The sequence below is a fragment of the Corallibacter sp. genome, from assembly GCF_048381695.1.
GTDB classification, from domain to species: domain Bacteria; phylum Bacteroidota; class Bacteroidia; order Flavobacteriales; family Flavobacteriaceae; genus Corallibacter; species Corallibacter vietnamensis.
The window spans coordinates 98,465-112,690 of sequence record NZ_JBLXHI010000003.1 but is presented as its reverse complement, the minus strand read 5'-3'; the positions used below and the strand labels follow the sequence as shown (position 1 = coordinate 112,690).

The following is a 14,226-nucleotide window of genomic DNA, read 5'->3' as shown; positions in this document are numbered from 1 at the left end:
CTCATAAAACTAATAAGAAATTCAATATAAATACTTGTTTAGCGTTATTTTTATAAGGTAACCTTTAAAGAAATTTTAACGTCTATTTATCACGATATACCGTATATTAAAACAAAAAACAAAAACATTATTTTATGAAAAACATTTTTTTAGTAGCAGCTGCGCTTTTAGGTTTTGTTACATTCTCAAGTGCTCAAAACATTTCTGATAATGCCATAGGATTACGATTAGGTGATAGTGATGGATTTGGCGCTGAAATATCCTACCAACGTGCTATTTTTGATAGCAATCGCCTTGAAGTAGATTTTGGCTGGCGAGATGGTAAAAACTTTGATGGTATAAAATTAATTGGGTTATACCAGTGGGTTTGGAATATTGAAGGTGGATTCAATTGGTATGCAGGAGCTGGTGCTGGATTTGCTGCATTAAAACATGACAGAACCAGATATTATGGTCCTTTTTTAACGGTTGTGGAAGAAAATAAAGATGCTTTTCTTATTGCAGCTGGTAATGTAGGAATTGAATATAATTTTGATTTTCCTCTTCAATTATCTTTAGACTTAAGACCTGAACTTGGTTTTGGTGATGACGATTTAGATAATAATGATCTTGATTTTGATATCGGATTAGGAGTACGATACAAATTTTAATTAATAAAAAAACCACCTTAAAATAAGGTGGTTTTTTTTTATTAAAGCTTATAACTATACTTCATTAAGCATACATTTAGATAATGTTTGCTTATAAATAGCTTCGTATTTAGGTACAATTTCATGTATATCAAATTTTCTTGCTTGCGCTTTAGCCTGACTTTTAAAAGCATTAAGGGTATCAACATTTGATAATATAGAAATAGCATTTTTACTCATATCATCAACATCTCCAACAGGACTTAAGTAACCAGAAACACCATGAACATTAACCTCTGGAATTCCTCCAGAATTACTAGATATTACCGGAACTCCAGAGGACATAGCCTCTAAAGCTGCTAAACCAAAACTTTCGGTTTCTGATGGTAATACAAATAAATCAGAAAAACATAGAATACGATCGATTTCATTACTGTTTCCAAAGAAAACTACTTTATTCTCTATACCAAGTTCTTTACACAAAGCTTCAGCACCTTCTTTTTCTGGGCCTTCTCCAACCATCATTAATTTTGCTGGTAATTCTTTTTGAATGTTATAGAAAATCTTAATAACATCTTTTATACGTTTTACAGGTCTAAAATTACTTATGTGAGTAATAATACGCTCATCATCTCCAGCCATCATAGCTCTCTGGCAATCTGTAAAACTATTTTTTTGCTTACTTAAATCAATAAAATTTGTTACTACGTGAACATCATTTTTAATATCAAATAAGCGCAATGTATCCTGTTTTAAACTTTCAGATACTGATGTTACTGCATCAGATTTATTTATACTAAATGTTACTGCTGGTTTATAAAAAGGGTGACTTCCTACTAGAGTAATATCTGTTCCGTGAAGCGTGGTTACAATAGGCACATAAATACCTTCTTCTTGCAACATTTTTTTTGCCATATAAGCAGCATAAGCATGCGGAATTGCATAATGTACGTGTAAAATTTCAATATTATGAAGTTTTACCATATCTACTAACTTGCTAGATAACGCTAACTCATATGGTTGATAATGAAATAATGGATATTCAGGAACTGTAACTTCGTGAAAGTGTACATTACTTCCTAATAACTCTAAACGAACTGGTTGTTTGTAAGTTATAAAATGAACATCGTGACCTCGCTTTGATAGTTCTATACCTAATTCTGTAGCTACTACGCCACTTCCTCCAAATGTTGGATAACAAACAATTCCTATTTTCATTATTCTTCTATAGCTTCGTAAATTAAACGTTGTATTTCGGTTCTGATGTTTTCTCTCAATAAAACATTTTTACCAGCATGCGGATATGTTCTATTCGCCATAAATATATATACTATTTCTGTTTCTGGATCTGCCCAAGCATAAGTTCCTGTAAACCCAGAGTGTCCAAAACTCATCATAGATACGCAGCCACATGTTGGGCCAACATCACCTAATTGAGGCTTATCAAAGCCAACTCCTCTTCTATTGTCATCACCACAATAATAGCATGTATTAAAAAGATCTAAAGTTTCTGGTTTAAAATAACGCTTACCTCCATAAAATCCTTTTTGTAAATACATCTGCATGATTTTAGCTACATCATTAGCATTACTAAATATTCCTGCATGGCCACCAACACCACCTTGCATTGCTGCTCCCATATCATGAACATAACCATGTACTTCTTGGTATCTATAATAATCATCAATCTCTGTTGGTACAATATTTTTTCCGCTAAACAAATTATTAGGGTTATACGTGGTATAATTTGCTCCTAACGATTGATAAAAATGATCTTGAACCAATTCATCAAGTGGTTTGTCGTAATGTTTCTCTATAAATTTCTTTAAAATATAATATGGTAAATCACTGTAGCGATAACGTAGTCTATCTAATAAATCAGTTTCTTTAATGATGTCTTGAATAGAATCTTTGTAATCATTTCTCATATAAAGTTCTTTTGCTACTTTGATTGAAAAATGCTGACTTGGTTCTTTTTGATAGTATTTAGGGTCTGGTTGTTTAGTTACAGAATCTAAAGTTGCATAATAAAACGGGATCCAAGGTTTTAAACGAGCGTAATGTGATAACATTTGCTTTAACGTTATATCTGCTTTGTTTGAATCTTTATATTCAGGCAATAACTCTGATAATTTTGAGTTTAACGAAATAACGCCCTGTTCTTCTAGCTCCATTACAAGCGGTAGTGTTGCAAGTATTTTTGTTAATGAAGCTACATCATAAATATCATTGAATTTTACAGGTTCAGATTTACTTTGATATGTGTGTTTTCCAAAATTTTTATTGTAAATAACCTGTCCTTTTCTTGCTACAAGTAACTGAATACCAGGTGTCATTTGCTCGCTTACAGCATGATTAGCTACAGAATCAAGTTTTTTTAATTTTTCACTGCTCATTCCTACTCTTTCAGGAATACTATAACCAAGCCTAGATAAACTAGAAAAAGTAATACCATCACCTTCTTTAAAAAATTCACCACTACTTACAGGTAGAACGCCTTTGGCTTCAATAGCACCAAAAATAAGTTGTGCCGATTTTTGTTGCGCTATTTTACTATTTTGATAGCTCATTATTATGCTTTCAAAATTTTCTATTGTTTTTAAATCTGAAAGCGCATAAGGTTTTACAAACGCATCTAAAATAACGGTATTAGTTCTTGCTATTTCATAAAGCCAAACCAGCTCTTTATCTGAAAACTTATAAGCCTTCCAAGGACTTTCATTAGAACGATGGAATCCTACGATTACAGTGTTATAAGCCTTAAGCTTATTTAATAATTCATCAAGATTATTTGCAGAAACTTCGTGTACTTTAGCATATTTTTGAAGCTCTTTAAAAAAATGTGTTCCTGAATCGTCTCCTAGTTTTACGTAAGCAATTTTTTTAGTTTCTAAATGCTGTAACGGAATGATATCAGACTTGTTTTTTAAAACTGTAATGGCATTCTCAATCAACTCTTCATATAAAGCATCGTCAATAGGTCTATTTAAATCACTAATAATATTTTTAGAGTCTATTGGTTTATAATCATTAAGTCCTACTTTATATTTAGCTTGTAATATTTTCTTTACTGAATGTGAAAGTCGTTCTTCTGTAATAATTTTATTGTTATAAGCTGAAACAAACCTTGCAATTGCTTTCTCTGGATTTTCAGACATAAGCATCACGTCATTACCTGCTAAAAATGCCATTAAATCTATTTCACCGCCTTTAGGCATTGTATGTGTTGTATTACCATCTACGCCTTTAGCCACATAATCTGCGGCGCCTTTCATGGTTAATGCATCAGTAAAAATAAGTCCGTTAAAACCTAATCTGTCCTTTAGTATATCTGTAACTATGTGTTTTGATAATGATGAAGGAAATCCTGCTCTAGATTCTAAACTTGGTACATTTAAATGAGCAACCATAACACTAGACAAGCCTTCTTTTATGAGTTTTCTATATGGATACAACTCTACAGAGTCAATACGCTTTTCATCAAAAGATACTGTTGGCAAGGTTTTATGTGAATCACTTTCAGTATCTCCATGTCCTGGAAAGTGTTTAGCATTTGCTAACACTCCTGCACTTTGCATACCTTTCATAAATGCTAAAGCTTTTCTTGTAACATTATCTCTATCTTCTCCAAAAGAACGATTTCCTATAATAGGATTTTTAGGATTAGTATTTATATCTACAACTGGCGCAAAGTTAAAATGAACGCCCAAGCGCTTACAGTGCTCTCCTATTTGATATCCTGTTTTTTCTACAAGTTTTTCATCTTTAATAGCACCAAGAGTCATATTCCAAGGAAATGCATATGTAGAATCTAAACGCATGCTTAATCCCCATTCAGCATCCATGCCAACAAGTAATGGCACTTTTGACACCGCTTGTAATTCATTATTAAACCTAGCTTGTTTTAGCGGATTACCTTTAGAGAAAATAATACCTCCAATTCCGTAATTACTTACTAATTGGCTAATCATGTTCTCGTGTTTTAACCCTTTATTAGAAAAAGCCTGAACCATGAAAAGTTGGCCAATTTTTTCTTCTAGCGACATACTTGTATAAACACTATCAACCCATTTTTGTTGTTTGATAGCATCTTTTGCCAATAAAGGATTTGAAACGGTTTGAGAGAAACCTGTATATGAAGTGAAAATAAAAGTTACTAGAAAAAAAATATAGCGCATAAAAAACAAGGCTTTAACCATTAATTACTTTACATAATTAAAAACTATGCCAAAATACTATAATTAAAAGTAAGATTATGATACTTTAAGATAGTTTTATAAAGAAGATAATAACAAAATTAGCTTAAAAACCTGCTATGCCAACTGTCTTTTGCAGGCACTTCCCAGTGTTCATTAAACTCTGCTATATTGGCAACAAGATTATTGAACACAATTGTGTTTTTTGAAACAGCTTTATCTTTAGCCATTTTTCTGAAATCGGATAAAGTTTTGTAAGCTACAAATTCACCTTGCTTATAAGATACATTCATTTTATCCATCAAATCTACATTATAGTCTTTCTCTAATTGTTGAATAAAATGCACAGATGCATCAATAGAACAACCTGTTGCTGATTGAGTTTCTTGATTAAGACCTATTACAATAAAACGTTTGTATTTTATTGTATATCCTGCTTGTAAATCACTTCCGTGAGCTGTCCAGTTTGCTAAAAATATACGAAGTTTGTCTTCTAGTTCTTCTAGTTCATTGTCACTAAATGAGCGATTAGCTTGATATATCCAAACGCGTGACTCTTCTGGTAATGTATTAAATTCTACTAACATTATTTCTTTTGATTCTTTTTCTTTGATACACTTATAAGTCCTGTAAAAATTCCCATGCTTAAAAAATAGAACAAGAACTGTTTCCAATTAAAATAACTTTCATCATTATATTGAAATAAAGCCATAATAGTTGCAAAAATCAAACCTTGAGTTACTCCAGATATTACTGCTACTACTATTCTATTGTTTGATTTCACGATACTTATTCTGTACTATGAGTATTTTTAGAATTTTACAAAACGATAAAATAAGTGCTTAAGATTTATTTCGTCTTTTCTTTTCTTTTTTTACACGGCGATAAGCCATAAAACCGTTGAAGGCTCCAAATAAGATAAAATGCAATATGAATTTCCAAACAAGAAATGGTCTTCCCATAAAATAGTCAAAGGCAAGCATTAATAATGCAAAGATTAATCCTGAAACTAGTCCTAATTTTATGTAGGTTTTGTTTTTACTTATAAAACTCATATATATTACAAATCTTGTGTGTTAGCTATAAGTTCGGCAATGTCTAAAACCTCTATAGCATCTTCTTTTTCTTTTGCTTTTACGCCATCAGTCATCATTGTGTTGCAAAACGGGCATGCTGTTATAATGACTTTTGGATTCGTTTCTAAAGCATCTTCGGTTCTTAAAACATTTACGTCTTTATCACCTTTTTCTGGTTCTTTAAACATTTGAGCTCCACCAGCACCACAGCATAAAGATCTACGCTGATTTCGTTTCATTTCTTTAAAATTAACGCCTAAAGTGTCTATTAAATCTCTAGGAGCTTCAAAAACTTCATTTGCACGACCTAAATAACATGGGTCATGAAATGTTACATTTTTTCCTTTAAACTCTGATTCTTTAACTTTAATTTTTCCTTCAGAAATTAATTGCTTTAGGAACTGCGTATGATGATACACCTCATAATTGCCTCCTAATCCAGGATACTCATTTTTTAGTGTATTATAATCATGAGGATCTGTGGTGATTATTTTTTTTATTTCGTACATATTCATGACTTCAATATTTGTCATGGCTTGCATTTGAAATAAAAATTCGTTTCCTGCACGTTTAGCGGCATCGCCAGAATCTGACTCTTCTGTTCCTAAAACAGCAAAATCAACATTGGCTTTGTTTAACAATTTCACAAACGCTTTGGTGATTTTTTTTGCCCTATCATCAAAAGCTCCAGCAGAGCCAACCCAAAATAAATATTCTGGTTGTCTTCCTTCTGCCATCATTTCTTCCATAGTTGGCACTTTAAGTTGCTCGCTCATATGTTATATTATTAAAAATTACTTGCTTAAAACAAGTTTTTATTATTTATTTTATTAATCATGATGACCATCATCAAACACTTCAATTTTCACTTGTTTTTCTACAAGGTCTGTGAATTTTCCTTTGTATCTGGTTGCTTTTACTAAATGATTATCAATCCAGTGGTAATTTCCACCTCTTGGTTTTCCCATTAATAAGCTGTGATACTTAAAACCGTGTTTTTTTAACCATGTTTCAGTTACTTCACGATGATCTTCTGTACGAGAGGTGAAAAAACAAATCATGTGACCTTTGTCATACCATTTATTGCAAGTAGCTAATGCATCAGGGTAAGGCGCACAAGTTGCCATACGTTCTGGCTCTTCGTTAGGAACATCTTCTGTAATAGTGCCATCAATATCAATAAGATAATTTTTTACTCCCTTTGGCAGTATTGGACTTACTTTTTCTCCAGCTTCTACTTTTTCGTGTAATAATTTGTCTGCTTCTTCTCGTTTCATCTATATTTTTTGGCTTAATTAAAATATGTATCTGGTTGTTTTAATTATCTTCTTCGTTTATTGCTGCAAAATCCTTTTTTGAAACCCTAATATAAGTTGCTATACGCTTTATACCATTTTGCAACCTATTGTAAGCTTCATATTTTTCTAAATCAGATCTTCTTATTGCTTCTTTTGCTATGGCTTCATTTTGAGTTTTTGAACAATAATCACAAAACACCTTTTTAAGAGTGATTTCTGTTGCTATATTATTTTTATACAAAATTTCAGTATACACTTTTATTTGTAATGAATCTTTAGCGTATCCTTGAGAATTAGCAACATTCATCAAACAAAAGTTAAATAACAGAAATATATAAAACCGTTTCATGTCTACATTATTCGTCTTTCCAGTTTAGTCTATCCATTTGGTTGTAAGGCCAAGGTGCACCATTATTTTCAATATTTGTCATCATGTTATTTAGTTCTACTGGCGCTGCACTTTGCTCCATTACTAAATAGCGTCTCATATCAACAATAATTGATAGCGGATCTATACTTACAGGACAAGCTTCTACACAGGCATTACAACTAGTACAAGCCCATAATTCTTCTCTTGTTATATAATCGTCAAGAAGTTGTTTTCCGTCGTCTTTAAAAGTGCCATTATTAGCATCAATATTTTTTCCAACTTCTTCTAACCTATCTCTCGTATCCATCATAATTTTACGAGGCGATAATTTTTTACCTGTAAGGTTTGCAGGACATTCACTAGTACAACGACCACATTCTGTACATGTGTAAGCATTTAATAGTTGTACCCAATTTAAATCTTGCACATCACTTGCTCCAAATTTTGCAGGAACTTCATCTTCTGCGCCTTCAGCTGGTGCAGCAAATGGGTTTGCATTTGGATCCATCATCATTTTTACTTCGTTTGTAACAGCTTCTAAATTATCAAACTGTCCTTTTGGTTTTACACGTCCATAAAATGTATTAGGAAATGCTAGTAAAATATGTAAATGTTTGGAGAAATATAGATAGTTTAAGAATACCAAAATTCCTAATATGTGAAGCCACCAAGCACTTCTTTCTATAACATGTAAGCTTGCTTCAGATAAACCACTAAATAAAGGAGCGATAAATTGACTAATCACATTTCCTGACTGCATATCTTGAAAATGTACATCTGTAGCATTCATGACTAAAAACAACGTCATCAAAACCATTTCAAAGTATAAAATGATATTTCCGTCATTTTTTGGCCAACTTGTCATTTCTGCCTTCCAGAATCTTTTTAGTTTAATAACGTTACGTCTAATCCAAAAAACTACAACAGAAACAAATACTAAAGCTGCTAAAACCTCAAATGACCCGATTAAAAAACCATAAAGACTTCCCATACTGGATAATGCTCTATGTGTTCCAAACAAACCATCTATAATAATTTCTAAAACTTCAATATTTATGATAACAAAACCTACATAAACAATTACGTGAAGAATACCTGCTACAGGACGTTTTACCATTTTGCTTTGTCCTAAAGCTATCATTGTCATGTTTTTCCAACGTTGCTCTTTATTATCGCTTACATCAACATCTTTACCAAGTTTAATGTTACGGACTAGCTTTTTCACATTCATGGCAAAATAGCCTATTCCTGCAATAAGCGCTATAGCAAATAAAATATTAGGTATGTAATTCATTGATTGTTGGTTTATTGGCGTTCATTTTCTGGCTTTACGTAATCTTCTTTGTTTTTGCCTCCAAAGACAGACACGTTAATGTAGCGTTTAGGATTTAGTTTTACGTCTTGCAAAAGCTCTTTTAATTGCATAGAAGCAACTTCTAAATTATCATATAACTTTTCGTCTTTTAATAGTTTACCTAAAGAACCTTCTCCTTGATCTAATCCTGCTAAAATACCATTTAAATTATTAAGGGTTGTATCTAAATTAGCTACTGTTTTAGAGACTTCTACGTTTTTTAAATCACTTGACAGTACAGCTAAATCTTTACTAATTGTATTAAAGTTGGTAATAACAGCTGTTAAGCTCTCATCATTTTTAGAAATCAATTGATTAAGAGAAAGAGACAATGTTTTAAACGACGCAATGGTTCCGTTTAGTTCTTTAATAGCATGTTTTAAACCTGCTTTAGTATCGTCTTCTACAAGATCATTAATATTGATTAATAAAGAGTCAGCCGATTTTAATGTAGAGTCTAAACCTGTGCTTAAGCCTGAAAAATTACTTGTCAAACTCTTTATAAGACCTTCTTCTACTTCAGATTCTAATACGGCACCATCTTTTGCATATTGCTCATCTTGCGCAGGAATAATGGCCATACCATTACCTCCCATAAGTCCTAATTCATAAAGTCTTATTTTACTATTTTTAGAGAACTTAAGTTTATTATCAACTGTAAACGCTACTCGTGTTTTACCACTCTCAAAATCATATTTTATTTCTTTGATTTTCCCTACGTTATTCCCTTTTATGGTTACAGGAGATGATGTTGTTAAAGCATTATAATCAAATTCTGTATAAAATGTATTTGACGCATCAAGTACGTTTTGACCTTTTAAATAATTGATTCCGAAATAAAGGAAAATAATTCCTAAAATGACTAATATAGCGGTTTTAACTTCTTTAGATATATTCAAAGTAAATACGTTTGGTTTATAACAAAATTAGAAATAATTTTATAAAGAATGACTCTAATTTGTAGTTGTTTTTAAGGCTTCTGTTAATGATATTTTATTTCCATTTTTAAAAGCAACTATAAAACAAGAATTATAGCCTTTACTTTTAGCGCCATCTTGAAGTTGCTTTATTCTGGTGTAATCTGAAGTATTGCCGTAATAATACTTATATAAAGCTCCTTCTTGATCTCTGGAAATATCATCCAATCCGTTGAAATTATATGATTTTGTTGCCAGCTTTTTTGAGCTAGCAGCAATTTGAACTTTAAAAACAATGTCTTTATAAACTTGAGCTGGCTCCTCTTTTACTACTTTGCTTGATGCTATTGAAGAAATATCATCAACATTTTGGTAAATAGCATTTTTATAGTCTAAAACTGCCTTTTCTATAGAATTTGATATTTCAGTTTGTCCTTTTTTAGAGTTCAAGTATGCACCTTCGCTTTTATTTGTGACAAAGCCTGTTTCTATTAAAACACTTGGCATAATAGTTTGATGTAACACTATAAATCCAGCTTGCTTAACACCTCTATTTTTGCGCTTTAGCTTTTGAGTGAAATTATTTTGAACAAAACTTGCTAGTAATATACTCTGATCTAAATATTCTTCTTGCATCAAGGTTAAACCAATAAAAGAATCTGGAGAGTTAGGATCAAAACCTTGGTAATTTTGTTCATAATCATCTTCTAGATAAATTACTTCGTTTTCAGATTTTGCTACATTAAAATTTGTTTCGTTTCTATGAATTCCTAATACATAGGTTTCAGAACCATATGCTTGAGATGTATGTGCATTACAATGTACAGAAACAAACAAATCAGCTTTAGCTTCATTAGCTATTTTGCCTCTTTTAAATAAATCTACAAACACATCGGTTTTTCGTGTGTAAACAACTTTAATATTGGGATTTTTTTCTAATGCTTTACCTACTTGTAAAACAATATTTAAAGCAATATCTTTCTCTTTATAACCATATTTAGAATGCTTTCCTGGATCTTTACCGCCATGACCTGCATCTAAAACAACGATAAACTTATCAGAGTTTTTTTGAGCAAACAACTGATTTACAGAAGATACTGTTAATAAAAATATAAAGGATACGAAAAATATTATTGGGTTCGTTTTCATAGATATAATAACAACTTTTGATTCGATTTATTTTAATTTTCAAATTTTCTTGAATATTAAATTAATCACAAAAAATATATGTAATTTTGGCAATTCAAAAACCGAGCCATACTTTTACAAAAATACATTTAAAAGCGTTGCGAACAAACATCTTTCACATACTTTTCACCTTAAGTTTTACAGTGTTTATCAACACTTTTAGCTTCGCTCAAGATCTCCCTAAACCGAGTACTGAAGTAAAGCCTACAAAAACTGAAGACACTTTAGATATAAACTTAAAAGACTTTGAAAAGCCTGTTATTTCTGAAAAAGGACAAGATTCTACACTACAAGATTCTGTAAAACCTAAAAAAGAACTTTTAGAAGGTATTGTTTCGTATAAAGCAAAAGACTACACTTCTTTTAACAGGAAAGAGCAAAAACTATACTTATATAATAATGCTGAAGTTTACTATCAAGATATGGAACTTAAAGCCGGTATTATTGTTATAGACTACAATAAAAATGAGGTTTATGCAGGTCGTATTAAAGATTCTTTAGGTGAGTATTCACAACATCCTACCTTTAAACAAGGTGATAATCTTGTGGAACCAGATTCAATCAGATTTAATTTTGATACAGAAAGAGCCTTAATATTTAATTCAAAATCGCAACAAGGCGATATAAATATATATGCTCCAATAACAAAGAAAGAAAATGATTCAGTTATTTTCTTATACAAAGGACGCTTTACCACTTCTAAAAATATTGAAAACCCGGAATATTATTTTCAAGCAAATAAAATTAAGCTAGTACCAAAAAAGAAAATTGTTGTTGGAGCTACCAACATGGTTATTGCTGATGTACCAACACCTATTGGACTACCTTTTGGTTTTTTCCCATTAACAGACAAACAAACATCTGGGGTAATAATTCCTAGTTTTGGAGAAGAAAATAGTAGAGGTTATTTTTTACAAAATGGTGGTTATTATTTTGCTATTAATGACTATGTAAACCTTGCTGTATTAGGAGATTATTACACCAATGGTAGCTACGGATTGCGATTTGAAAGTAATTATGCCAATAGATATAGGTATAATGGTAATGTTGGTTTTAGATACGAAAACATAATTCGTAACGAGCGTGGTTTTCCAAACTATTCTAAAAGTACCATATATAATATAAGATGGTCACATAGTCAAGACGCAAAAGCAAACCCAAATTCAAGATTTTCAGCCTCTGTAAACCTAGGTAGTAGCAACTATTACCAAGCATCTATAAACCAAGTAAACGCACCAAGTTTTTTAAATAACTCGCTATCATCTTCGGTTTCTTATTCTAGAACATTTCAAGGTGAGCCTCAAGTAAACTTAAGTGTTGCTGCAACACATTCACAAAACACAAATACCGAAGACATAAACATGACCTTGCCAACAATACAGGCAAGTGTTTCAAGAATATTCCCTTTTGAACCAAAATCTGGTATAAAAAAAGGAATTATTCAAAACATAAACTTTCAATACAATATTAGAGCTGAAAACAGAATTCTTACAACAGATTCTTTATTCTTTAAAAAAGAAATGTGGGATGATGCTGAAAATGGTATAAAACACAGTATTCCGCTATCTACAAACTTTAAAATACTAAAATATTTAAGCCTAACAGCTGGTACTAGCTATGATGAAGTTTGGACTTTTGAAACTGTAAACAAATATTATGATCCTGAAATTGAAGACATTGTTACAGAACCTGTAAGAGGCTTTGACTCTTATCGTACTTATAATTTTAGTTCTAGTTTAGGAACAACACTTTACGGGATGTTCAACTTTGAAAAAGAAGGTCAAGACAAAAAAATAAAAGCCATCAGGCACGTAATGAGACCGTCTGTAAGCTATGCTATAAATCCTGCTTTTGACAATTTTTACGAAACATATGAGTATATAGATGCTGATGGACAAACCACTTATGATGAATATACGCGTTTTGAAGGCGGACTTTATGGCGCGCCATCAAAAAACTTTTCAAGCTCATTAGGTTTTTCAGTATCAAATAATATTGAAGCTAAAGTTAGAGATCGAGATTCTACAGCAACCGAAGCAAAGAAGATTAAAATTTTAGATAACTTAAACTTTTCTACAAGTTACGATTTAGCTAAAGACACACTTAAGTGGAGTCCTGTTAGAATTTCCGGAAGCACACAGCTTTTTAAAAACCAAATGACAATAAACTTTGGAGCCACTTTAAATCCTTACGCTTTAGATAACAACAACAGAATTATAAACACTTGGAACATAGATAATGGTGGAAGTCTTTTTAGACTAACAAACGCCAATATTAACTTTAGTTATGCTTTATCAAGTGACACTTTTGATAAAAGTAAAAACGATAAAAGCACCCAAGAAAACTTAAGAAGTGGTGGTCGTGCTGATGACTTATTTGGTCGCGCTCAAGATTATGCCGATCAGACTTATTATGACGATGAAGAAGATGAAGAAGATGAAAAGCCAAGTGAATTATACAACTATAAAATACCTTGGAGTATTCGTTTTGCATATGCTGTAAACTATATGAACACGGCAAGGCAAGATGAGATATCATCACATTCATTGATGTTTTCTGGTGATATTGAATTATCTCCAAGATGGTCTGTTGGAGCATCATCAGGATATGATTTTAAAAACAACGGATTTACCTATACACAATTACGTTTTGAACGTGATTTATTAAGCTGGCGAATGAATTTTAGCTGGGTACCTTTTAGCTCAAGAAGCTCTTGGTATTTCTTTATAGGTATAAAATCTAGTGTCTTAAAAGACATTAAATACGATAAACGTAGAAGACCAGATCAACAACTATAACATCTTCATAAAATGAAAACTATCATTAATACGACTCAAGCTCCTGCTCCAATTGGTCCTTATAACCAAGCCGTTTTAGTAAACAACACACTTTATACCTCTGGGCAAATTGCTTTGCATCCTGAAACCGGCGAGCTTGTTTTAGATGATATAAAAACAGAAACAAAACAAGTTATGGAAAACATGAAAGCTGTTTTGAAAGCTGCTGACATGACTTTTGAAAACGTTATAAAGACATCCATTTTTATAAGTGATATGAATAACTTTTCTCTTATAAATGAGGTGTATGGTTCTTACTTTAATGAAGAAACGGCTCCTGCAAGAGAAACCGTTGAAGTTGCTAATTTACCAAAATTTGTTAACGTTGAAATAAGTATGATTGCTGTGAAATAAGCACACT

14 protein-coding genes are annotated in these 14,226 nt (G+C 31.7%); 3 read left to right on the top strand and 11 right to left on the bottom strand.

Annotation, left to right across the window (positions count from 1 at the left end):
* Positions 1 to 134: 134 nt before the first annotated feature.
* Positions 135 to 650, top strand: a complete 516-nt coding sequence (locus tag ACN5J3_RS06735) for a hypothetical protein (protein ID WP_418511218.1) — start codon at positions 135 to 137, stop codon at positions 648 to 650.
* 54 nt (positions 651 to 704) lie between these two features.
* Here ACN5J3_RS06735 and bshA read toward each other — a convergent pair whose 3' ends face one another.
* From bshA to ACN5J3_RS06680, 11 genes are all read right to left on the bottom strand, one after another.
* Positions 705 to 1,847: an N-acetyl-alpha-D-glucosaminyl L-malate synthase BshA gene (bshA, locus tag ACN5J3_RS06730; protein WP_418511217.1), complete on the bottom strand. Its 1,143-nt coding sequence runs from the start codon at positions 1,845 to 1,847 to the stop codon at positions 705 to 707.
* Positions 1,847 to 4,807, bottom strand: coding sequence for a glycoside hydrolase family 3 N-terminal domain-containing protein (locus ACN5J3_RS06725; RefSeq protein ID WP_418511216.1), 2,961 nt, complete (start codon positions 4,805 to 4,807; stop codon positions 1,847 to 1,849). The genes bshA and ACN5J3_RS06725 overlap by 1 nt, the downstream gene beginning before the upstream one ends.
* Positions 4,808 to 4,926: 119 nt before the next feature.
* Positions 4,927 to 5,412 carry an ABC transporter ATPase gene (locus ACN5J3_RS06720; RefSeq protein ID WP_418511215.1) on the bottom strand — a complete coding sequence of 162 codons (486 nt, stop codon included), beginning with the start codon at positions 5,410 to 5,412 and terminating at the stop codon, positions 4,927 to 4,929.
* Positions 5,412 to 5,609, bottom strand: coding sequence for a hypothetical protein (locus ACN5J3_RS06715; protein WP_417290986.1), 198 nt, complete (start codon positions 5,607 to 5,609; stop codon positions 5,412 to 5,414). Before ACN5J3_RS06715 ends, ACN5J3_RS06720 begins: the two co-directional genes overlap by 1 nt.
* Before the next feature lie 58 nt (positions 5,610 to 5,667).
* Positions 5,668 to 5,880 (bottom strand): hypothetical protein, encoded by a 213-nt coding sequence (locus ACN5J3_RS06710; protein ID WP_344730583.1) that lies wholly within the window; start codon positions 5,878 to 5,880, stop codon positions 5,668 to 5,670.
* 5 nt (positions 5,881 to 5,885) lie between these two features.
* Positions 5,886 to 6,677 carry a (Fe-S)-binding protein gene (locus ACN5J3_RS06705; RefSeq protein WP_344730585.1) on the bottom strand — a complete coding sequence of 264 codons (792 nt, stop codon included), beginning with the start codon at positions 6,675 to 6,677 and terminating at the stop codon, positions 5,886 to 5,888.
* A 54-nt stretch (positions 6,678 to 6,731) separates the two neighbouring features.
* Entirely contained in the window at positions 6,732 to 7,178 is a 447-nt protein-coding gene (locus ACN5J3_RS06700; RefSeq protein WP_417290987.1) for a phosphoheptose isomerase, read from the bottom strand.
* 40 nt (positions 7,179 to 7,218) lie between these two features.
* Entirely contained in the window at positions 7,219 to 7,506 is a 288-nt protein-coding gene (locus tag ACN5J3_RS06695; RefSeq protein WP_417290988.1) for a hypothetical protein, read from the bottom strand.
* Positions 7,507 to 7,555: 49 nt separating this feature from the next.
* Entirely contained in the window at positions 7,556 to 8,863 is a 1,308-nt protein-coding gene (locus ACN5J3_RS06690) for a 4Fe-4S dicluster domain-containing protein (RefSeq protein ID WP_418511213.1), read from the bottom strand.
* A gap of 11 nt (positions 8,864 to 8,874) precedes the next feature.
* The gene (locus tag ACN5J3_RS06685) at positions 8,875 to 9,822 is read right to left on the bottom strand and encodes an MlaD family protein (protein ID WP_417290990.1); all 948 of its coding nucleotides are present in this window, start codon (positions 9,820 to 9,822) and stop codon (positions 8,875 to 8,877) included.
* Between the two features lie 54 nt (positions 9,823 to 9,876).
* The gene (locus ACN5J3_RS06680) at positions 9,877 to 10,989 is read right to left on the bottom strand and encodes an N-acetylmuramoyl-L-alanine amidase family protein (protein ID WP_417290991.1); all 1,113 of its coding nucleotides are present in this window, start codon (positions 10,987 to 10,989) and stop codon (positions 9,877 to 9,879) included.
* Between the two features lie 86 nt (positions 10,990 to 11,075).
* On the opposite strand from ACN5J3_RS06680, the gene ACN5J3_RS06675 reads away from it, so the two are divergent.
* Both ACN5J3_RS06675 and ACN5J3_RS06670 read left to right on the top strand, forming a co-directional pair.
* Positions 11,076 to 13,826 (top strand): putative LPS assembly protein LptD, encoded by a 2,751-nt coding sequence (locus ACN5J3_RS06675; RefSeq protein WP_418511212.1) that lies wholly within the window; start codon positions 11,076 to 11,078, stop codon positions 13,824 to 13,826.
* A gap of 12 nt (positions 13,827 to 13,838) precedes the next feature.
* Positions 13,839 to 14,219, top strand: a complete 381-nt coding sequence (locus tag ACN5J3_RS06670; protein ID WP_417290993.1) for a RidA family protein — start codon at positions 13,839 to 13,841, stop codon at positions 14,217 to 14,219.
* The last annotated feature ends 7 nt before the right edge of the window (positions 14,220 to 14,226 follow it).

Bases quoted from the DNA above. Each gene is read 5' to 3' on its own strand.
- ACN5J3_RS06690 (WP_418511213.1), bottom strand. From the start codon at position 8,863: ATGAATTACATACCTAATATTTTATTTGCTATAGCGCTTATTGCAGGA.
- ACN5J3_RS06725 (WP_418511216.1), bottom strand. From the start codon at position 4,807: ATGCGCTATATTTTTTTTCTAGTAACTTTTATTTTCACTTCATATACA.
- ACN5J3_RS06720 (WP_418511215.1), bottom strand. From the start codon at position 5,412: ATGTTAGTAGAATTTAATACATTACCAGAAGAGTCACGCGTTTGGATA.
- ACN5J3_RS06670 (WP_417290993.1), top strand. From the start codon at position 13,839: ATGAAAACTATCATTAATACGACTCAAGCTCCTGCTCCAATTGGTCCT.
- ACN5J3_RS06700 (WP_417290987.1), bottom strand. From the start codon at position 7,178: ATGAAACGAGAAGAAGCAGACAAATTATTACACGAAAAAGTAGAAGCT.
- ACN5J3_RS06680 (WP_417290991.1), bottom strand. From the start codon at position 10,989: ATGAAAACGAACCCAATAATATTTTTCGTATCCTTTATATTTTTATTA.
- ACN5J3_RS06735 (WP_418511218.1), top strand. From the start codon at position 135: ATGAAAAACATTTTTTTAGTAGCAGCTGCGCTTTTAGGTTTTGTTACA.
- ACN5J3_RS06695 (WP_417290988.1), bottom strand. From the start codon at position 7,506: ATGAATGTTGCTAATTCTCAAGGATACGCTAAAGATTCATTACAAATA.
- ACN5J3_RS06710 (WP_344730583.1), bottom strand. From the start codon at position 5,880: ATGAGTTTTATAAGTAAAAACAAAACCTACATAAAATTAGGACTAGTT.
- ACN5J3_RS06705 (WP_344730585.1), bottom strand. From the start codon at position 6,677: ATGAGCGAGCAACTTAAAGTGCCAACTATGGAAGAAATGATGGCAGAA.
- bshA (WP_418511217.1), bottom strand. From the start codon at position 1,847: ATGAAAATAGGAATTGTTTGTTATCCAACATTTGGAGGAAGTGGCGTA.